General features: G+C 62.4%; 14 protein-coding genes. 10 read left to right on the forward strand and 4 right to left on the reverse strand.

What is annotated here, in order from left to right; genetic code table 11:
* Window positions 1-6: 6 nt before the first annotated feature.
* Window positions 7-1,047 carry an asparaginase gene (locus tag PIN31009_RS18105; RefSeq protein ID WP_150791188.1) on the forward strand — a complete coding sequence of 347 codons (1,041 nt, stop codon included), beginning with the start codon at window positions 7-9 and terminating at the stop codon, window positions 1,045-1,047.
* Between the two features lie 245 nt (window positions 1,048-1,292).
* Here PIN31009_RS18105 and glxR read toward each other — a convergent pair whose 3' ends face one another.
* The 3 genes from glxR to gcl form a co-directional block, all read right to left on the reverse strand.
* A complete protein-coding gene (gene glxR, locus PIN31009_RS18110; protein ID WP_281355880.1) occupies window positions 1,293-2,195 on the reverse strand; it encodes a 2-hydroxy-3-oxopropionate reductase in 903 nt (300 codons plus the stop codon).
* A gap of 214 nt (window positions 2,196-2,409) precedes the next feature.
* The gene (gene hyi / locus PIN31009_RS18115) at window positions 2,410-3,201 is read right to left on the reverse strand and encodes a hydroxypyruvate isomerase (protein ID WP_150791190.1); all 792 of its coding nucleotides are present in this window, start codon (window positions 3,199-3,201) and stop codon (window positions 2,410-2,412) included.
* A 190-nt stretch (window positions 3,202-3,391) separates the two neighbouring features.
* Window positions 3,392-5,161, reverse strand: coding sequence for a glyoxylate carboligase (gcl, locus tag PIN31009_RS18120; RefSeq protein WP_087688852.1), 1,770 nt, complete (start codon window positions 5,159-5,161; stop codon window positions 3,392-3,394).
* Between the two features lie 121 nt (window positions 5,162-5,282).
* On the opposite strand from gcl, the gene PIN31009_RS18125 reads away from it, so the two are divergent.
* Window positions 5,283-6,194, forward strand: coding sequence for a LysR family transcriptional regulator (locus tag PIN31009_RS18125; RefSeq protein ID WP_058379046.1), 912 nt, complete (start codon window positions 5,283-5,285; stop codon window positions 6,192-6,194).
* Between the two features lie 26 nt (window positions 6,195-6,220).
* Here the strand turns inward: PIN31009_RS18125 and PIN31009_RS18130 are convergent, their stop codons facing one another.
* Entirely contained in the window at window positions 6,221-10,828 is a 4,608-nt protein-coding gene (locus PIN31009_RS18130; protein ID WP_150791191.1) for a hypothetical protein, read from the reverse strand.
* Between the two features lie 1,183 nt (window positions 10,829-12,011).
* Here PIN31009_RS18130 and PIN31009_RS18135 point away from each other — a divergent pair.
* The 8 genes from PIN31009_RS18135 (at window position 12,012) to PIN31009_RS18170 (ending at window position 21,205) form a co-directional block, all read left to right on the forward strand.
* Window positions 12,012-16,058, forward strand: a complete 4,047-nt coding sequence (locus PIN31009_RS18135) for a hypothetical protein (RefSeq protein WP_174997272.1) — start codon at window positions 12,012-12,014, stop codon at window positions 16,056-16,058.
* Window positions 16,059-16,256: 198 nt separating this feature from the next.
* Entirely contained in the window at window positions 16,257-16,634 is a 378-nt protein-coding gene (gene rpsF / locus PIN31009_RS18140) for a 30S ribosomal protein S6 (RefSeq protein WP_087688849.1), read from the forward strand.
* Window positions 16,635-16,680: 46 nt separating this feature from the next.
* A complete protein-coding gene (gene priB, locus PIN31009_RS18145; protein ID WP_150686467.1) occupies window positions 16,681-16,983 on the forward strand; it encodes a primosomal replication protein N in 303 nt (100 codons plus the stop codon).
* A 2-nt stretch (window positions 16,984-16,985) separates the two neighbouring features.
* Window positions 16,986-17,267 carry a 30S ribosomal protein S18 gene (gene rpsR, locus PIN31009_RS18150; RefSeq protein WP_010803800.1) on the forward strand — a complete coding sequence of 94 codons (282 nt, stop codon included), beginning with the start codon at window positions 16,986-16,988 and terminating at the stop codon, window positions 17,265-17,267.
* Window positions 17,268-17,294: 27 nt separating this feature from the next.
* Window positions 17,295-17,747 (forward strand): 50S ribosomal protein L9, encoded by a 453-nt coding sequence (gene rplI, locus PIN31009_RS18155; protein WP_150686468.1) that lies wholly within the window; start codon window positions 17,295-17,297, stop codon window positions 17,745-17,747.
* 326 nt (window positions 17,748-18,073) lie between these two features.
* Window positions 18,074-19,441, forward strand: a complete 1,368-nt coding sequence (locus tag PIN31009_RS18160; protein ID WP_150686557.1) for a replicative DNA helicase — start codon at window positions 18,074-18,076, stop codon at window positions 19,439-19,441.
* 113 nt (window positions 19,442-19,554) lie between these two features.
* Window positions 19,555-20,181, forward strand: a complete 627-nt coding sequence (locus tag PIN31009_RS18165) for a DUF47 domain-containing protein (protein WP_058379040.1) — start codon at window positions 19,555-19,557, stop codon at window positions 20,179-20,181.
* A 13-nt stretch (window positions 20,182-20,194) separates the two neighbouring features.
* Entirely contained in the window at window positions 20,195-21,205 is a 1,011-nt protein-coding gene (locus PIN31009_RS18170; protein WP_058379039.1) for an inorganic phosphate transporter, read from the forward strand.
* The last annotated feature ends 277 nt before the right edge of the window (window positions 21,206-21,482 follow it).

Here is a 21,482-nt window from a genome sequence, read left to right on the forward strand (position 1 = left end):
GCTGGCATGACTTTGACCTCGTTTAATCCGACCCCTCATTACACCGTGTCCGCCGGCGAATTGCCGCGCATTGTGCTGCTCGCCACGGGCGGCACGATCGCAGGCAGCGCCGCTGACGCCACGCGTACGGCCGGTTATCAGGCAGGTGCGCTCGGTGTACAGGACCTGCTCGCGGCTGTGCCGGCGCTGGGCAGCATTGCGCATATTCATGCCGAGCAAGTCGCGCAGATCGACAGCAAGGACATGAGCTGTTCGCTGTGGCAGAAGCTCGCCGCACGCCTGAACGCGTTGCTCTCGCAGCCCGACGTTGCCGGGGCCGTGATTACCCACGGCACCGATACGCTCGAAGAGACCGCGTACTACCTGCATCTGACGGTCAACAGCCGCAAGCCGGTAGTGATTACGGCCGCCATGCGTCCGGCGACGGCACTGTCTGCCGATGGTCCGCTCAATTTGCTCAATGCCGTACGTGTTGCCACCGATCCGATTTCGGCGGGGCGCGGCGTACTGGTCGCCATCAATAATCAGATTCACTGCGCGCGCGACGTTATCAAGACGAGCACGTATGCGGTGGATGCTTTCCTGTCGCCGGAAATCGGTGTGCTCGGCTGGGTGCAGGACGAGCGCGTCGCCTTCCAACGTGCTGCGCTGCAATACCACACGGTCGAAAGCGAGTTCGTCGGTCTGTCGGGTGAATTGCCGGCGGTGGAAGTGGTGTCGAGCTATGCGGGGGTTTCGCGCATTGCCGTCGACGCGCTGGTCGAGGCGGGCGTGCAGGGTATCGTGGTGGCAGGCACGGGCAACGGCTCGCTGCATTCGCTGCTGCAACAGTCACTTGCCGAGGCCGTGCAGCGGGGCGTGGCAGTGGTGCGCGCTGCGCGTGTCGGCAGTGGCCACGTGATGCATAACGGTGCGGCGCCCGACGATCAGTACGGTTTCGTGAGTGCAGGCAATCTGCATCCGTACAAGGCACGCGTGCTGCTGATGCTGGCCTTGCAGGCCGGTGTGCCGCGCGATCGCTTGCAGAGTCTGTTCGACGAGTATTGATCGCGGTGGGATCGTGACGTGATCGTCACGGCGAACACGGGCAAAAAAATACGGCGCCAGTCATGTGACTCGCGCCGTTACCGTTTCAGCGATGCGCCACTCGCGTGGTGTGACGCATTCACCTCCCCTGACTAGACCTGCTGGTCATGCTGGCAGCCTGTGGCGGCCGCTTCTTCATCTTCTCGCGAACTACCCGATGAATCACACCCCGCCCGAGGGCAGGGCGTGAGATTGGCAGACTGCGCTCAGGCAACCGTGTGGTTGGAGAGCAGTTCCAGCGCGCGCACCATACCCGAGTGATCCCAGCTTGCGCCGCCGTTGGCAGCACACGCGTTGAACAGCTCTTGGCACGTGGCCGTGTTGGGCAGCGACACGCCGAGGGCCTTCGCACTTTGCAGCGCCAGATTCAGGTCCTTCTGGTGCAGCGAGATACGGAAGCCCGGCTCGAAGTTGCGCTTGACCATGCGCTCGCCGTGCACTTCCAGAATGCGCGACGAGGCGAAGCCGCCCATCAGGGCTTCACGCACCTTGGCGGGGTCGGCACCGGCCTTCGACGCGAACAGCAGGGCTTCGCCCACGGCTTCGATGGTGAGTGCGACGACGATCTGGTTGGCAACCTTGCAGGTCTGACCGGCACCGCTCTCGCCCACGAGCGTGATGTTCTTGCCCATCAGTTCGAAGAACGGCTTCACATCGTCGAACGCGGCTTGCGAGCCACCGACCATGATCGACAGCGAGGCGGCCTTGGCGCCGACTTCGCCGCCCGAGACCGGCGCGTCGAGGTATTCGCAGCCCAGCGCCTTGATCTTCTTGGCGTATTCCTTCGTTTCGATCGGCGAGATCGAGCTCATGTCGACCACGATCTTGCCGGCCGACAGGCCTTCGGCCAGACCGTCTTCACCGAACAGCACGTTACCGACGTCGGGGGTGTCCGGCACCATCACGAAGATGATGTCGGCACGCTTGGCGACTTCCTTGGCCGACGTGCAGCACGTGGCCTGACCGTCGATCAGGTCTTGCGGGGGCGTGCGGCGCTCGTACAGGAACAGCTTGTGACCGGCGTTTTGCAGATGCTTCGCCATCGGCGCGCCCATGATGCCCAGACCAATAAAACCGAGTTGTGCCATTTCGAGACTCCTTGTTGCCAAAGTTTGAATGTTGTCGCTGCGGCTGCCGCTGCGGGTACCGGTCAGCGAGGCGGGCCGTCATTGCACGTGTGCCCGTGTCCCCGTGCTCCGGCCGCATGCCCCCTGCATGCGGCCGGCGGGGCCCTTCCTCGTCGAAACGCCGTCAGCAGCCTTGCTTGTGTCGTGCTTGTCTTTTGCTTGCTTGCGTGTTTGCTCGCGTGAAGGGGCGTCGAACTTACGCCGCTTCGCGCAGGCCCGCCGCCTTGAACCAACCCAGACCGTCGGTCGTGGTGGTGGCGGGCTTGTACTCGCAGCCGATCCAGCCGGTGTAGCCGATGCGATCGAGCAGGGCGAACAGGTAGGCGTAGTTGATCTCGCCCGTGCCCGGTTCGTTGCGGCCCGGATTGTCGGCCAGTTGCACGTGAGCGATGCGCGCCAGATTCGTCTCGATGGTCTTGGCGAGCTCACCTTCCATGCGTTGCATGTGATAGATGTCGTACTGCAAGAACAGGTTGTCCGAGCCCACGTCGTCGAAAATCTCCAGCGCCTGCTTCGTGCGGTTCACGAAGAAGCCCGGGATGTCGTACGTGTTGATCGGCTCGACCAGCAGGCGGATGCCTTCGGCCTTGAGCGCATCGGCGGCAAAGCGCAGGTTGCCGACGAGCGTTTCGCGGGCGATGTCGGTCGACAGATCGGCACCTTGCTTGCCCACGAGGCAATTCAGTTGCTTCACGCCCAGCGCCTTGGCGTAGGTGATGGCTTCGCCCACACCGTCGCGGAACTCGGCGATGCGCTCGGGGAAGATCGCGATACCGCGCTCACCCGCATCCCAGTTGCCGGCCGGCAGGTTGTGCAGCACCAGATCGAGCTGGTACTGGTTCAGTTTGTCGGCGATCTGGTCGCGATGGAACGCGTACGGAAACAGGAACTCCACGCCACGAAAACCCGCTGCGGCGGCCGCCTTGAAGCGGTCGAGGAACGGCACCTCGTTGAACAGCATGGTCAGATTGGCGGCAAATTTCGTCATTGCGCTGACTCCTCTCTTTCTTATAGGGGGTTGGTTTCGACGATTCGATTCAGGGTGATTCGGGTGATACGGGGTAATGCGGGTAACACGGGTCATGCAGGGATTGCAGGGCGCGTGCTGGGCCGATAAGGGGGTCTAGGTCTCATCGGAGGGGACGCACACGCCCCGCAAACCGTCACAGGCGGGCGGCTTACGCCGTCACTGCGCTGTTGTCTTCTTCCACGACGTCGATGATTTCTTCGAACTCATTGACGTTGTTGATTTCGGTGCCCATCGCAATGTTGGTCACGCGCTCCAGAATCACTTCCACGATCACCGGCACCGAGAACTCGGCCATCAGCTTGCGGGCCTGTTCGAAAGCGGGCTGGATGTCGTTCGGCTGATGCACGCGGATGGCCTTCACGCCGAGACCTTCGGCAACCTTCACGTGATCGACGCCGTAGCCGTTCAATTCCGGCGAGTTCACGTTTTCGAACGCGAGCTGCACGCAGTAATCCATGTCGAAGTTGCGCTGTGCCTGACGGATCAGACCCAGATACGAGTTGTTCACCACGACGTGGATGTACGGCACCTTGAACTGGGCTGCCACGGCCAGCTCTTCGATCATGAACTGGAAGTCGTAGTCACCCGAAATGGCCACCACGTCCGACGACGGCGACGCCACCTTCACACCGATCGCTGCCGGCACGGTCCAGCCCAGCGGGCCGGCCTGACCGCAGTTGACCCAGTGACGCGGCTTGTTCACGTGCAGGAACTGTGCGGCCGCAATTTGCGACAGGCCGATGGTCGAGACGTAACGCACGTCGCGGCCGAAGAAGGCGTTCATTTCCTGATACACGCGTTGCGGCTTGATCGGCACCTGATCGAAGTCGGAGCGGCGCAGCATCGTGCGCTTGCGCTTCTGGCAGTCGGCGACCCACTGCGAGCGGTCCGGCAGACGCCCGGCAGCCTTCAGTTCCTTGGCCACTTCGACGAACAGCGTGAGCGCAGCCTTCGCATCGGAGACGATGCCGTAGTCCGGGCCGAACACGCGGCCGATTTGCGTCGGCTCGATGTCGACGTGCACGAACTTGCGGCCCTTGGTGAAGACGTCGACGCTGCCGGTGTGGCGGTTGGCCCAGCGGTTGCCGATGCCCATCACGAAGTCCGAGGCGAGCATCGTCGCGTTGCCGAAGCGGTGCGACGTTTGCAGACCGACCATGCCGGCCATCAGCGGGTGATCGTCGGCGATGGTGCCCCAGCCCATGAGCGTGGGCACGACCGGCACGTTGACGGTTTCGGCGAATTCGACCAGCAGGTCGGCGGCGTCGGCGTTGATCACACCGCCACCCGACACGATCAGCGGACGCTCCGAGGCGAGCAGCATCTGGATCGCCTTTTCAGCCTGTGCGCGCGTGGCAGCGGGCTTGTAGACCGGCAGCGGCTCGTACGTATCGGGATCGAATTCGATCTCGGCGACTTGCACGTCGAACGGCAGGTCGATCAGCACCGGACCCGGACGGCCCGAGCGCATCAGGTGGAAAGCTTGCTGGAACACGCGCGGCACGAGGGCCGGCTCACGCACGGTCACGGCCCACTTGGTCACCGGCTTGGCGATCGATTCGATATCGACGGCCTGGAAATCTTCCTTGTACAGACGGGCGCGCGGTGCCTGACCCGTAATGCACAGAATGGGGATCGAGTCGGCTTGTGCCGAGTACAAGCCCGTGATCATGTCGGTGCCTGCGGGGCCCGAGGTACCGATACACACGCCGATGTTGCCGGCTTCTGCACGGGTATAGCCTTCGGCCATGTGCGACGCACCTTCGACGTGGCGCGCGAGCACGTGCTCGACGCTGCCGGCCTTGCGCAGTGCCGAATAGAACGGGTTGATTGCTGCGCCCGGCACGCCGAACGCGGTGGTGATGCCTTCCTTCTCCAGCACCCGAACGGCGGCCTCTACGGCGGTCATCTTGGCCATGTGACTCCTCCAATGTGTAATCGGTAATGATCTTGGAAGCCACTTTAAGCCGGTACGATTTGTTTGATAAGATCACAAAAGATCGTTTTTTTAATAACAAAAAGTATCGAATGGAGGCGGGATGGACCGTTACAAGCAGATCGAGACCTTCGTACAGGTGGCCGAAGCGGGCAGTCTGGCGGCGGCGGCGCTCAAGGAGGGCGTCTCGCCGGTGATTCTCGGGCGGCGTATCGACGCGCTCGAAAAGCGGCTGGGCATCAAACTCATGTACCGGTCCACGCGGCGGCTGGCGCTGTCGGAAGAGGGCGGCGCTTTTCTCGAGCGCTGCAAGCAGTTGCTGGGCGACTGGGACATGGCAGAGAACGAAATCAGCGCCGGGCGGCACGCGGTGTCGGGCCACCTGATCGTCTCGGCCCCAGCGGCGTTCGGGCGCAAGCACGTGGCGCCGCATGCGCCCACGTTTTTGCGCCAGCATCCGGAAGTGCAGATTTCATTCAACCTGACCGATCGCGTGGTGGACATCGTGCGCGAGGGTTACGACATGGGGATTCGTATCGGCGGCTCGGTCGACCCCAACTTCGTGGCGGTGAAACTGGCCCAGAACCGGCGGGTGGTGTGCGGCACGCCCGCGTACTTCGCGCGGCACGGGCGGCCCAAGACGCTGGAAGATCTGGCCAAACACAATTGTCTGGCGTTCAACCTGCAAGGCGGGCAGCAGCGCGGCTGGTATTTCAAGCGGCAGGGCAAGCTGGTCACCACCCGCGTGAACGGCAATCTCGACTGTAACGACGGCGAGTTGCTGCACCGCTGGGCGCTCGAAGGACTCGGGCTCGGCTGGCGCTCGACATGGGAAATTCAGCGCGAGTTGCTTTCGGGCGAACTGGAAACCGTGCTCGACGAATACGCCCTGCCGGATTACGACATCCTCGCCGTCTACCCCCAACAACGTTTCCAGCCCGCCCGCGTGCGACTGTTCATCGATCATTTGCGGCAGGTCTTTGCCCGGCCGAATTACTGGCTGGAGCAGGAGTAGGGGGTATTGGGTCAGCAGGCGATGCCTCAGGCGTGCGGCGACGTGCGGTGTCCCCAAGGGGTATGCGACGGGGTATAGCGTTGGTAAGTCGTTGATTCGCCTCGCACGATCCCGGCGACACGGCCGAATTGATCGGGATCGCGGGCATAGGCCAGCGTCGTAATCAGATGGGTCAGCGTATCGGCATGCTGCACGATGTTCCGGACGGCGTTGTCCCCCTGCTGATCGAGCATATCCGCGATATCCATTCGCAAGCCGTCGTAGACCATGTGATCGCGCACCATGAACTGATAACGCGGCGTGTCGGCGCGTGTGAGCACGTCTGGCGGATAGCCATATTCGCCAATGGCATCGGGGGGATGGTTGCCGATCGACGGCAACTCCTGCTGGGTCCGCAGGGCGGCAAGCATCGAAGCGTACATCCGGCGGCCATCCGGGAGCACGTCGCGGGTGGCCACGGTCGCGTGCGAAATCTCGTGAAGCAGCACGGATGCCAGCACCTCGTCGGATAGCGCGGCGAGAGCCGACGTCTCGAACCCGATCACGGGCCGCGGCAGATTGGCCGCGTACTCCGGGCGGCCAAGTACGCCGACCAGCGTTTGGGCGAGCGCCCCGTAGGCACTTTCCATGATCCCCAGCGCGGTCCCCCGGTGCTTGCTCACCGACATCAACCCCGCATGCATCTGCTCAAGCACCGGCTTGAGCGCATTCACCAAGGCTTCGGCGTTCTCCGGCGCAAAGCGTTCGAGCAGGTCTGACACCGCAGGGACGAGGTCGCTGCCGAGCGCCAGACGCGCGCCCGACAGGAGACTCTCCGCGCGCGTCAGGATGCGATCGAATTGAGACTCGAGGCGCGGGGAGTTCATTTCCCGGAGACTGCCGAGCATTTGCGTCTCACCGATCCAGCGTGCGTTCAGTTCGCTATGCAAATCCGTCTGAAACCGCCGGAATTCCTCCAGATCGCCCATCGTCATCAATTCAAGCGTTACGCCGTACGGTGGCTGCGAGCGGCCTGCCGTCCGAATCACGGGGAACCGATAGGCGGTGGTGCCGAGCAGTATCACGGCGGCATCGGCGGGGCCTTGCGGCAGCATTTCGGAATAGGGCAGTGCCGCCTTCATGAGGAATGCGCTTTCCGGGCGGTGCGGGCGTCCTTTTTGTCCTTTGCCACCGTGGTCTGACGTTTCCGGTGCCGATGGGATGCGCGAACCGCCGGGGGTCGTGGCGCGCGCCAGATACAGCTCGCATCGCCGTGCCAGATGCAATGGCTCCGAGAGCAAGTCGAGATTGACCGAGATGTCGACGCGAACGAAACCGCTTTTCGGGTAGGCGACACCAACGATCTCCGGCAGTTGAGGCAACTTGCCGGCAAACTGCTCCGGCTGCCTGACACCTGCCGTCGTCGCACGCCAGAACACATGGTCGCCTTTCAGAAAGTATTCGTCGCGCGCCCCCGGTACCGGCCACGTCACCTCGGCGATGAGTGCGGCCACATCGTTGGCGTCGACGTCGCGCCACTCCTTTGCCTCGGCATCGAACCGGCGCAACGCCGGTGGACGTGAATACAACGGCGTGACGATCAGTGACTTCGGGCCGCGTATCTTGGACAGCACGCCGCAGGCGCCGATGCCCTTGGGCAATGCGCGCCGCCGGCGCGATGTTCCGGACGATGGAGACGCTGGAGGCGGCGGGCACGCTTCGGGCACCCCGGATGCCCGCGACCCATCTACCTGCAATGCGGGGCTTAGCGTGTCGTCGCGGGCTGTGCGCGGGGTGGGTATCGGGCCGACGATTTTCCCGTGTTCGTCGCTCGCGAGCGGCGGCCCATAGGTCTTTCCGGAGTACGGATTCACCAGCCTTGCCCAGTGACCTTCGCGTCGTACGACGGCCTTGCCGTGCGCATTCCAATCGGTCAGGGCGAGCGCCGTGGCGTCGCGATCCGGTGCGGGCGGCTTGAGATGAAAGGCTTCACCCTCCGCATGCGGCACCTGCCACACGCCTGCGTGATGCACGAACGTCGCCTCGGTTTCGGCTTCGCGCGCCCAAGTGCCGGCGGCGCGCGAGACGAACTTCATGCCGCGAAGGTTATCGCTCAGCCGCCGCGCGAATGCCGGTAAATGCAGCGTGGCACGTGTCGCCAGCTCGAAACCCGGATCGACGAAGCGCAAGGCGGCCAGCCCGGTATCCGCCAGACGCAGATTGGCGATGTCGACGGCGGCAAGCACTTCCGGTGTCGCCAGCAGGTGTGGCACCACGCGCGCCGCGCCGCTTAGCCCGGCACGGCGGGTCACGCCGTGTGCCACATCGTCCAATGCGGCACGCACCAATATCCGGCTGGCCCGCCAAGTGGCTTTTTGCGCAACCACTGCTGCGCTGGCCAGCGGAATGGCCGCCGCGACATCCATGCTGCACCGCAGGGCCGCGGCGTCGATATCGCCGGCCGCCAACTGGTCGTGACATCCATAGAAGGGGACGAAGTTCAGCAACATCTCGCGAACGGCTTCGCGATGCGCTTGCGTGGTGGTCTTGTCGAAGGCGCCCGCCCGCACGGCGCCCAACCGCTCGGAAAACGCGGTGGCCAGCGCTTGCGCCACCCGGAAGTTGCCGTCGTGGGTGGGCGTCAGTGTGCGATGCATCGCAATATCGTCACGTTCGCGTTGCAGATCGGCGTAGCGGGCGCCGCTGAACAACGTTTCCGGATGCGCCGCCAACCAGTCTTCAGCATTGCCACTGAAGCGGGTGACGTTGAGCGGCGTGAAACTGATGGCGTAGTGCCGGATTTCGTCATCGAGCGTGAGTTCGATGAACACCAGTTGCGACGCTTCGACTTCGCCCGGCGGCCTCACATGCTTGGTTATCTGGCCGACGACGCTAAAGGCGTCAAACCCGGTAGCCTGCGCATCGTTCAGGTTCGTTGCGTGAATGCGCGGCACGCGCAGGCGCCAGTCACCGCAGGTCCAGAAGGGCTGATCATCGGCAGACAAGGTTTGTCCTAGCGTGTCGAGCGCCGGCAGCAGCACCGTGTCACGCAAGTGCGCAACGCTCTCGTCGAGCGTCGTCGCGAAACGTTCATTCAGCGACTTGGGGTCCAGCTTCGCGTCACGGATGCGTTGCGCCAGCGCCGGGTCCGCGCGTTCGATGTCGGCCATGCAATCGTCGAGCAGCAGATGCGCCAGCGTGAATGCATCGCCGCTCGGCATGCAGCCTTCGAACGCGTCGCCCAGCACGGTTCTCAGCAGCTCCGTGACAAAGTCGATGATCGATTCGGCGGCGAGCGGTGGAAATTTTGGCCATCCGGCCGAGTAGAAGATCCGGTTCGCGTCGTCGGGGAGCATCCGGTCAAGTTCGCGTTTGAGATACGCGGCGCGATGCGGAACGAGGTCGGTCAGTGCGTCGAGCCAGCCCGGGTGGTCGTGGCCGAAGGTGTTGCGCATCTGAAGATGGAACAGGCCGATGGCGTCCTTGATGGCGATGTTGGCCAGTGCCTCGCCGTCGCGCAGGTCGACCGTGCCCGTGCCGTGGGCGAACAGCAGCAGGATGTCGGCATTCGCGTGAAAAAACGCGGTCGCCGCGTCGACCGAGGTGTCGAGTGCCGTGAGGTAAGTGGTGGTAGCCAGCGTGGCCAGTTCAGGTGCGCTCAGACGCCACGCGTCCGGCCCTGCCATGCGCATGCCGATACGCTGCAACGCCCATGGCAGGGTGCCGGCACGCCATGGTAGCTCGCCGGAATGTGCCACGAGCGCGGGGTCGACCATCGCCCCCAGCAGCCGGTAGACCCAAGGTTTGGCGTCTCCCAGATCCGCACTTTCTTCGCCGAAGACGGCATCGCCCAGACGCACCAGCAATCGATCGGTGTCGGGGGCGTCGAAAACGCGGGCCTCATCCTCTGCGGTGCACGATGCGTTGCGAAAGCCGGGATGCAGCCATGTCAGCCATTCGGTACGCACGGGTTCGGGAAGTTGATCATTCCCGGCACGCAGATCGGGAAAGAACACGATGCGCATCAGGCGGATCAGCATCTGCTGCTGAAAGGCTGGGTCCTGTTGCGAGGCCGCGTGCGAACCGTAACCCGACGCCATGCCAAGGCGTTGCAGCAGGGCGTCGATGGCCCTGACGTCCTTGCCGAAGGCGTCCGTGGCTGTGCGGTTGAAGTTCGATGCGTCCCACGGCGAAACGCCGGTAATTTCCTGCGGGTCGAGGGCCTGATAGAGCGAGAACAGAAACGATGCCCGGGTGTTGCCGGGCTGCGCGCCGTTGCCGAACGTCGCGACGAAATCGGCGAAGGGCGGCCCGTCGAGAAAGGCGCTCAGGTCGCCCGACGTGAGCCAGGTGTCGTCGAGCGGGGCGGGTGACGATACCGCTGGCGATTCGGAATCGATGGCGGGGTGTTGCGGCGACACGGGGGACGTGCTCGTCACGCCGGGTGTGGCCGTCGTCACAACCTCGCCGGACCCGCCGGTCATCACCTCCGTGGCGCGCGGCATTGACGATGCGTCGCGCGAGGGGCGGGCGCGGGCGGCCACCCCCGGCGGGCAGGCGGCCATCAGCAGGGCCGCACCCATCAGCAACGTCTTCCACGACATCTCGCCCGGCCGGTCAGCCGAGGTATCCGATGGAGCGTTTGGTGATGTCACGCCGGACACCGCATGGGCCTTGGCCGGTACGTTTCCGGTGTCGGTAGTACCCCGCGCGTACCGGAAGTCTCCACGCCATTGCTGGGTGCGGCGGAAATGATCCACCCGCTGCATGTTTTCGCTGCCTGACACGGGTTGGGCGCGCTGCGGGCGCTGCGGCGGTGGCGTCCCCGAATTGGGAGAACGTCCTGCCGGACGCATCGCACAAGAAGATGCCTTGGACATATGACCTCGCATGAAGCGTGGTGCACTGGAACGGCCGATCCGGCCAGCACCCACGAAGTCATCATGTGAAGTTTGTTCTCCCGGCGGTTAGGCAAATGGCGGCGTCACGCTGGGATTTGGCAGATCGGCGCATCAATGCCCGCAGCGCCTTGTCCGATCCAAGAAATGACGTTGCGCGATGACACGCATGATGCCGCGCTGAGTGCCGGCCGGATGGACCGGCGGGCACTATCAACCGAGAGTCATCATGCCAAAGCCGTCGTTTTACATGGAAAGCCATCCCCGCCCACCGAGACGTACCCATCCACATGCGGGCGGGACTGCCGACGCGCTTCGCCATCTCGGGCAACGCCGCGAGGCCCAAGTCTGGACGGCAAGTTTGCAATGGGTGAAGCCGGTTCCTACGGGGCATGGGCCTGCGCCACTGGCATCACCCGCCTCACCGTCCCCAGCCCCGTCCCCATCGACGCATGTTCGGGCCACCGCTGAGGCGGCCGGCACGGGGGGATGGAAGACGTTACTCATGGGCGCGGCACTGCTGAGTGTTGCGTGTCCGGTGGTGATGGCACGCAGCATGCCTAGTTATCGCGGCAGTGCCCGATCGCGCGACGGGGCGTCGGTCAACAGCGATCTCGACATGAACATACGCCAGAGGTACGTGCCTCCCACAGTGCCGTCAGTGTTCGTCTCAAGCTCGCTTGGCGAGAGGCTCGGCGTTGCGACGGCGCTCACACGAGCGCCTCAATTGCCGCAGGCGGTCCAAGCACCGCAAGATCGCCTTGTGCTACGGGGGCCTCGTGCGGCGGCCAACGCCAACGACACTGTCGCGACGACAGATGCGGAGTCGTTGCTGAGTCAAGACTGGCTCAGCAGCGGCAACCTGACTGACTTTTTAGATGGCCCGCCATTCGCTGCGTTTCTGACGGAATTCTGCGGCGAGGCGTTGCCAGGCGAAGGGGTGGACCGGCTGAAAACGCGCGAGTCTGCGTTGCTCGCGCTACACGGTTGCCTGCGCCCCGCCAAGGCAGCCCATCGTTCGCCATGGGATTCGGCGAACTTCATTACGACGGCGTACGACGTGTTGGTCACCCGCGCCGGCATTTCGTTGGGATATGGCGCGCGTGCGACGTCTTTGCAAGACGACCCGGCATTTCTTCAGGCGACCTTCGTCCGCGTGCTGACGGCAATGATCTGGCCGGCACGTGGCGGCGATTCAGCGACGATTCCGCCGTCGTTGCGCAAGCAGTGGTTGACTTGGCTGCATCCCGATCATCAGAACCAGACCTGCGCGATCGAACGCGATGCCGGAAATGGCGAAAGTACGTTTGCCGTGGGCGTGCCCGATACCCACCTGCTACGGGCGCGCTTGGGGGACTGGGTGTTTGGCAGCGAGCGCTGGGAACTTGGCGATGCGCGGTCGTGGGTATACCGGCTGGTGGGCGCATTGATCGACCCGACGCTGGGTCTGCACGACGGCATGGGCAAGATGCGGGTGGGCGATTTGCCATGGGCGCTCACGCGCATCGGCATGACGATGGCGGGGCCGGACGCTTGGCAGATGTCGCCGCCGGAGTTGACGGCGTTGGCCGCGACGGCTTACCAAAGTGCGATCGAGAGTGCACACGACAACGGCACGGCCATCGAAGCGTTTTTCCATGTCAATGCGGAGCCGATTCTGCTTCACGCGCACGCGCAGGGACTCGTCGATCTGCGCGACGAGAATTTGCACGTTGCGACTGCCATGAAGACCGCCATCGAAGCGTTTGACCAGCGCATGCATCTGGTTTTCGGTGCGCCGGCGGCGAATGGCATCGAAGCCTTGCGCGGTGAGTTGCCAACACGCACGGCGTTGCTGTCGCGCGAGCTTGCCCGGCAACTGCCGGAAGACGAGTCGGTGTACTTCGCCGTTGACGAAGGGCCGCCGAGTATTCAGAACAGCGGTTCGCGGCTGCTTGTGAAGGCGGGCGCGACATTGCTCCGGGCGATGCGTGGCGACTGCGTCAAGCCCGGCGACCCCATCGCCATGGAAGACCTGATTCTCGATGGCTGCATGGACGATATCAACCGTATCGACGCCGAACTGGGCGAGCGGCTACGCAATGCTGGGCTTGACTCCGATGGGCTCACAGAACGCTTCAACACCGAGTTTGCCGCTGGCGTAGACCATGTCAGGGACACGATTTTGCTGCCCGCGCTTGAAGGGCTCGTGCGGGCACTGGCCCCGGACGACTTCCGGCACTGGACGTGCGGCGAGTGGCGGATCCGTGTGCCCAGCGTGAAGACGATCGTGCCTTCGGCCGCTGCGGGTTCCAATACGAGGCGGCATTTTGTCGGCGAGCGCCAGACGGACGTTGTTGACAGGGAGGCGACGAACGTCGTGTTCGTCGATGCCACGATGGCTGGGACCACGCGGCACTTCGCAGTGACGTTGTCGACGCTGAAGATCGAGGGCTATGACGGACGCACCGAAGCGTGGCTGCGGGCTTCGCCTGAAACGCTGTTCGGTCAGGGGGAAGGGGCGCCGAAACTCTCGCCAAGCAATATCGCGACGTATCGCACGATCACACCTGCGGCGGGCAAGCCGCACGAGTCACCGACGCGCGCGGTGACCCGGGCGTTCGGTGACCGGATGACGGCGTTCCGGGACGGTGCCTACGGCAAGACCCCAACGGAAGCGCATCGGGAAGCCGTCCGGCGCGCGTTGCTTGGATTCATCCCGTTCTACAACTGCGTCGACGATGTGACGTCGGGAAGTTACCGCATTGCGATGTTCGACTGCGGCATCGACGTTGCCAACGCCATTCCACTGGTGCACGCGGCGGTGATGGCGGAGAAGGCGGTGTTGCAGGTCGGCCGGACGCTGGTGGGTGCCGTACTCGACGACGTTTCGCAGAATGTCGTGCGCCGCGCTGGAGTGGCGGGCGGATTTACCCGCGTGTTGTCCGACCCGGCGGTGTCAGCCGCGATCGACGTTGCCAATACGCAGTTCAAGCACACGGGCGTTGCGCTCGCGCGCTTCTTCGATCCCGGTGTGGAACTCGGTGTGCGGGGCATGCTTCGCCTGCCGGGGTTCGGGCGACGTTGGTTGACGCGAATCGGCAGTCTGCCGCTCCTTTCGCGCGTCGCTGATCGCTGGGCACACGAAGCCCATACCGGCGCCGTCTTTCTGCCTCGCGACGGGGTTTGGTCTGTGCCGTCTGCGCAGGCGGACGAGTTTCGTGCCAATGGCGGGACGCTTGAGCTCGCCCGTCTGGGCGAACGCGAGCACGTCGTGGTGCGTCGTGACAGGGAGGGGGTACGGCTCGCCAATCCGCATACGGGGAAGATGTATGGCCCGTGGCTTGCGATGGATGACGCGGGGCGGCTGACATCAGGCTCGCCAGCGGTCAGGCCGGCAAATGCACGACGTGAAGCCGGGCCGGCAGATATCCGGGGGCAATCCGCAGCGTGTAGTGCACGGGTCAGGCGCTCCCCAGCGTCAAGCGCATGCGACGTCTTGCAGGGGCCGTCGCGCTTGCGGATGCGAATTCCGCAAGCCCCCAACCCACTTATGTTTCGCAGGCGCGATCTCAACGGCATATGGCAAGCGGTCGATCTCAATGACGTCGCCGTGCGTGTGAAGCGGGTCGACTGGCCTGACGGGATCACGCATGACGACTATTGGCTTGATGGTGACGACATCATGTGGCGCACGATGCTCGATGGGGAGTTGATTCAGTGCAAGGTCGACTCCCTGAGCCATGACCTTGAGCCGTTGGGGATGGCGTACCCGGACAATGGATATGCACGGGTCAGTTTTTACGTCGAGCTGGACAAAATCCGCGACACCGAGCATGCAAACCGACGTGCGATGCTGAGTGAGAAGATGCTTGAGAATCGCGACAAACCCAATCGTCCGTGGTTTAAAGATGAGTCCGTCGAGATCCAGATGGCGCTCCCCTACGCAGAGGGTGTGGATGCTTCAGGGCGGAGATTCGGCGTGGTCATGACCCGCGACCGAGCGTACCGGTTCGACATTCCGGAGAGCAACGGTAACGCGGTCAACATCGTCTTGAAACGCATGATGCCACCGGACGCTACGCGGTTTGGGCTCACACAACGCATGACGGATGGCACCTTGAGCGCGCGCGAATTCGATGGGCAGCCCATGTTGAAGAGTTTGCGCGACATCGGGGCGCCAGAGCTCATGGTTCGTATTGACAACATGTTCACGCGAGCGGGCGAGATACTCAGCGATGCACGTGCAGCCTTGAATTCGGGGCTGTCCAACGATGTTCGTTACGTGCTCGAGCGTTTTGTGCCCGGTCAGGCGCAGGAACTTGCCGAAGCGTTACGTCGCGACTTGGTGCGCGTGGACGCCGGGTTGCAGGCAGTGTCGGCGGCACGTCTGGACGTGATCGGCGTGATCGAACATACCGACGGCTCAATGGCGGAGACGTTGAGCGGGGTGCTAGAGCATCTCGATCTGATACCTCACCTGGGGCGTCCGGTCATTGTTTTCGATACCTCGTCCATCATTGGATACTCAACCGAGGTACTGGCGTCGACGTTGCTGCATGAATTGAGCCACGCCATATTGCGAACAAGGGATTCGCGGGTGATTGGTGGATCGAGCCTCTACCCTGAATTCAAGCCGGCCTTGTCGGCACATCGGGCGATTGAGCAAGTCGAGGGGATGAGCGACATCGTTGCGCAAGGCGAGCACTCGTGGGACGACCTCATGCGCAACACCAATACGCCCCGATATCAGTTACTTGCGCGGGACCGCATCGTCTACGATGGACTGGTGCCGGAAGTCAGCGCGTTGCTCGGGCAAAATGGGCAGGGCGCGGTCCAACGGGTGTTGGGGCATGCTGCCTCGCTCGAGCATCTCATTGGCATATTGGCCTACACGCATAGGGCGGGGCAACGCGTGCGCATCAACGATTTTCTCGACGGCGCCGACACTTATCAACGCTACACACCGGGGCACACCCCGTGGAATCGCCAGACCGTGCCCGACTGACGCTTCGCGGTGACCTTCCAGTCATGTCCGGCTGGCGGGAACGGCGGGCTTGATGGGAATGCGGCGGTTTCCGGTTGGTTTCCAGTTGGTTTACCGCCCGTTCTTGAACAGTCACCCGAAAGTCGCTATAATCGCGAGTTCTGCAACCTTGCTGCACTGATCTGACGCTCAGGCGGCTAATTCCAAAAGGAGCTACATATGCGTCACTACGAAGTCGTATTTATTGTTCACCCCGATCAAAGCGAGCAAGTGCCTGCGATGATCGAACGCTATCGCGGCATGGTGACGGCCAAGGCTGGTCAGATCCATCGCGTCGAAGACTGGGGCCGTCGTCAACTGGCTTACATGATCGAGAAGCTGGCTAAGGCTCACTACGTTTGCATGAACATCGAGTGCGACCAGGAAACCCTGGACGAACTGGAACATGCATTCAAGTTCAACGACGCCGTTCTGCGCCACCTCGTGGTTCGCATGAAGAAGGCCGAGACCGCACCGTCGCCGATGATGAAGGAAGTGGCCCGCGAAGAAGCCAAGAAGGCTGCCGCGACGCCCGTCACGGAAGCTGCCGCTTCGTAATTAGCGCCCCGGAACGCATCAGGGCGCCATTGGAACCATCGACCGCGTGAATCGCTTACGGCTAGAAGCCAGCATCGTCGAAATCGGCACGCTGCGCTATACCCCAGCCGGGCTTCCCGTGATCGACGTGACACTGGCCCATGCGGGAGCGACCGAAGAAGCGGGCATTGCCCGCCAGGTCGAGTTCTCGATTCCGGCAGTTGCGATCGGTCCCATCAGTGCCAAAGTGATGGCATTGGGACTCGAGAAACCGGCTCATTGGGCTGGGTTCCTCGCCAAGAAGCATCGCAATAGCCGAACCCTGGTGTTTCACATCACAGCATTGCAAGAGTTTGAAAAGGATTGTTGAACATGCCGCGTCCTAACGGTAAAAACAAGAAGTTTGATCGCCGCCGCCAACAGCAAAACCCGCTGTTCAAGCGCAAGAAGTTCTGCCGCTTCACCGTTGCCGGTGTCGAGCAGATCGATTACAAGGATGTCGAAACGCTGAAGGACTTCATCGGCGACAACGGCAAGATCACCCCGGCTCGCCTGACGGGCACCAAGGCGCACTACCAGCGCCAACTCGATACGGCTATCAAGCGCGCGCGTTTCCTGGCGCTGCTGCCGTACACCGATCTGCACGGTGCTTAATCGCCAGTCGACGAAGGAGAATAGATAATGCAAGTGATTCTGCTGGAAAAAGTCGTCAACCTGGGTAACCTGGGCGACATCGTGAAGGTCAAGGATGGTTTCGCACGTAACTTCCTGATCCCGAACAAGAAGGCTCGCCGTGCCACGAAGGACGCGATCGCCGAATTCGAAGTTCGCCGCGCCGAACTGGAAAAGGCTGCTGCTGAGAAGCTGGCCGGTGCACAAGCCGAAGGCGAAAAGCTGTCGGGTCTGACCGTGCAAATCTCGCAGAAGTCGGGTGTTGACGGCCGTCTGTTCGGTTCGGTCACCAACCACGACATCGCTGACGCCCTGGCTGCTCAAGGCTTCAAGATCGAGAAGATGCAAGTGCGTCTGCCGAATGGCCCGCTGAAGACCGTGGGTGATTTCCCGGTTCAGGTCGCGCTGCACACCGACGTCGTCGTCGATGTGACCGTCTCGGTCCTGGGCGAGCACGCCTAAGTATTACGCGTCAGCTTCCCGACGCGTTGAAAAGACGGAAGCCGGTCCGCCGGCTTCCGTTTTTTTATGTCCGTCTGTTCTGTCCGTGCAGTTTTCGTTGCTGCACAAAGATCACCGCTGTGATTGCCCGTCTGATCTCGCTCCCGCCGACCGCCTTCCGGTTGCGCGCTCCGTTCCACGTTCGTTACGTTCGATAGCTCCGACTTATGCTGCCTCCCGGGAAACTGCTGGACAAATCTCGTTCGGGAAAATCGTCGCGCAAGCGAGAATTTTCCGGTCAGGATCGCGACAATGGCGGATCGCACGAGCACGGTATAATGCCCGGCATGAACGCGCCCGATCCCCAGCTCGACTCTCTGAAGGTGCCGCCGCACTCCATCGAAGCGGAACAATCCGTGCTCGGTGGGTTGCTGCTCGATAACGGCGCCTGGGATCGCATCGGCGACTTTCTTTCCGAATGGGACTTCTACCGCTTTGACCACCGGCTGATTTATCAGCATATCGGCCGGCTCATCGCGAGCGATCGTCCTGCCGACGTGATTACCGTCTTTGAATCGCTCTCGAGCGCAGGCAAGGGCGAAGACGTGGGCGGTCTGGCTTACCTGAACGCCCTCGCGCAGAACACGCCGAGTGCGGCGAACATTCGCCGTTACGCCGAAATCGTGCGTGACCGTGCGGTGCTTCGCAAACTGGTGACGGTTGCCGACGAGATCGCGTCCGACGCTTTCAATCCGCAAGGCAAGGAAGTGCGGCAGATGCTCGATGCGGCCGAGGCGAAGGTGTTCGCCATCGCCGAAGAAGGCTCGCGCAGTGCCACCGGCTTCCTCGAACTGCAACCGCTGCTCACGCAAGTGGTGGAGCGCATCGACGAGTTGTACCACCGCGAAGGCGGCAGTGACATCACCGGCATTCCGACCGGTTTCGTCGATCTCGATCGCATGACCTCGGGCTTCAACGGCGGCGATCTGATCATCGTGGCTGGCCGTCCGTCGATGGGTAAGACGACCTTCTCGATGAACATCGGCGAACATATCGCCGTGGAAGAAGGGCTGCCCGTCGCCGTGTTCTCGATGGAAATGCCGGGAACGCAGCTGGCCATGCGTATGTTGGGTTCGGTCGGACGCCTCGATCAGCATCGTTTGCGTACCGGTAAGCTGGTCGATGAAGACTGGCCGAAGCTCACGCACGCGATGCAGAAGATGAACGAGACGCAGCTTTTCGTCGACGAGACGCCTGCGCTCAACCCGATGGAACTGCGCGCACGTGCGCGTCGTCTGGCGCGTCAGTGCGGCAAGCTCGGGCTGATCATCATCGATTACTTGCAGCTCATGAGCGGTTCGGGCAACGGTGAGAACCGGGCGACTGAAATTTCCGAAATTTCGCGTTCGCTCAAAGGCCTCGCCAAAGAACTGAACGTCCCCGTGATCGCGCTCTCGCAGCTCAACCGAAGTCTCGAACAACGCCCGAACAAGCGCCCGGTCATGTCCGACCTGCGTGAATCGGGCGCCATCGAACAGGATGCCGACATTATCCTGTTCATCTATCGCGACGAAGTGTATAACCCCGATACGCCCGACAAGGGCACCGCCGAGATCATCATCGCCAAGCAGCGTAATGGTCCTATCGGTGCGGTTCGCCTGGCGTTCATCGGTGCGTACACCAAGTTCGACAATCTGGCCGGCCCCCAATACTGACGCGAAATTACTGCCTGTTTGAGAAGGCGTGCGGTGGCGCACGCCCGCAACAGGGTAGAATGTGACGTTTTTGTGTCGACCAGTCCCCACTCAATACCCGGAGTTTCCCAATAATGTTCGGTCGCTTCATGCCCACCGAGGGCAAGTTCTTTGACCTGTTCAACCAGCACGCGGAGTGCATGATTGCCGGCAGCCGAGAGCTTGCCGCCATGCTCAACGACCTGCCGAACGCAGAGTCCCGTACCGTCGCCGTGCAGAACAGCGAGAAGAAGGCGGATCGCATCACGCACGAGACAATCGACCTGATGCACAAGACGTTCATCACGCCGTTTGATCGTGATGAGATCCATAAGCTGATCAGTACCATGGACGACATCCTGGATCTGATGGAAGACGTGGCGACGGCCGTCTGGATGTACGACATCAAGAGCGTGCCCACCGAGGCACGTCAGCTCGGCGAGATCTGCGTGAAATGCTGCGAGCGCGTGCAAAGCGCCGTGGCATTGCTCAACGACATGGATCGTGCCCGCGACATCCTGAAGTTGTGCGAAGAAATCGACGGTCTCGAATCGGAAGCCGACCGCCTGCTGCGTGGTTCGCTCTCGAAGCTGTTCCGCGAAGAAGCCGATGTGAAAGAGCTGATCAAGCAGAAGGCTGTGTCGGAATTGCTCGAGTCGGTGACCGACAAGTGCGAAGACGTTGCCAACATCATCGAAGGCATTGTGTTGGAAAACGCCTGAGCGGAGACGATTGATGGCAACGCTTCACATCAGCCTCTGGCTGGTCGGACTATTGGTCGCGCTGGCGCTTCTGTTCGACTTCATGAACGGCTTCCACGACGCCGCTAACTCGATCGCTACGGTGGTCTCGACGGGCGTGTTGAAGCCGCATCAGGCGGTGGCTTTCGCCGCCATGTTCAACATCATCGCGCTGTTCGTCTTTCACCTGAAAGTCGCGGCGACGGTGGGTAAGGGCACGGTCCATCCGGAGATCGTCGATCACTATGTGATCTTCGGTGCACTGGTCGGGGCGATCGCCTGGAACATCATCACCTGGTACTACGGTATTCCGTCGAGCTCCTCCCACGCCCTGATCGGTGGTCTGGTCGGCGCGGCAGTGGCCAAGGCGGGCACCGGTTCGCTCGTCGCGAGCGGTCTGCTGCAAACGGTCGCGTTTATTTTCGTGTCGCCGCTGCTCGGCTTCGTGCTTGGCTCGTTCTTCATGCTGCTGGTGTCGTGGCTGTTCTTCCGAACGCCACCGGCACGGGTCGACCGCTGGTTCCGTCGCCTGCAACTGGTTTCGGCCGGTATGTATAGCCTCGGGCACGGCGGTAACGATGCGCAGAAGACCATCGGCATTATCTGGATGCTGCTGATCGCTGCTGGCATGTGGCCGCAAGAAGCGGCTGAACCGCCCCTGTGGGTGATCGTCGGCTGCTATCTGGCCATCGGTCTGGGAACGATGTTCGGCGGCTGGCGTATCGTGCGCACGATGGGGCAGAAGATCACGAAGCTCAAACCGGTCGGCGGTTTCTGCGCCGAGACGGGCGGGGCGTTCACGCTGTTCTTCGCTTCGTGGCTCGGCGTGCCGGTCTCGACGACGCACACGATTACCGGCGCCATCGTCGGTGTCGGCGCCACGCGTAAGCTCTCGGCCGTGCGCTGGGGGGTGGCAGGTAACATCGTGTGGGCTTGGGTGCTTACCATTCCGGCGTCGGCATTCATTGCCGCCATCGCTTGGTGGGTCGGCAAGCAGATCCTGTAAGCGCGGTGACTGCAAAACAAAAAAGCGGCTTCGGCCGCTTTTTTGTTGCCTGTCGTCTGCTGCGTGGGCGGCATTGCGATGACCTATCGGCATCATCGCGACAATCAATTTCAATAGCTAATTGCAATTGATTATCATTTGTCCATAGCGTTTAATTGCATGGCAAAGGAGGCCAACATGACCACGATGATCCAACGTTCGCTGCGTATTCGCCCGCTGGCCACCTTGATGGGTGTCGCCATCAACGTCGGTGGTGCTGCAACGCTGCTTGCGCATT

It is taken from the genome of Pandoraea iniqua (assembly GCF_902459685.1).
GTDB lineage: Bacteria > Pseudomonadota > Gammaproteobacteria > Burkholderiales > Burkholderiaceae > Pandoraea > Pandoraea iniqua.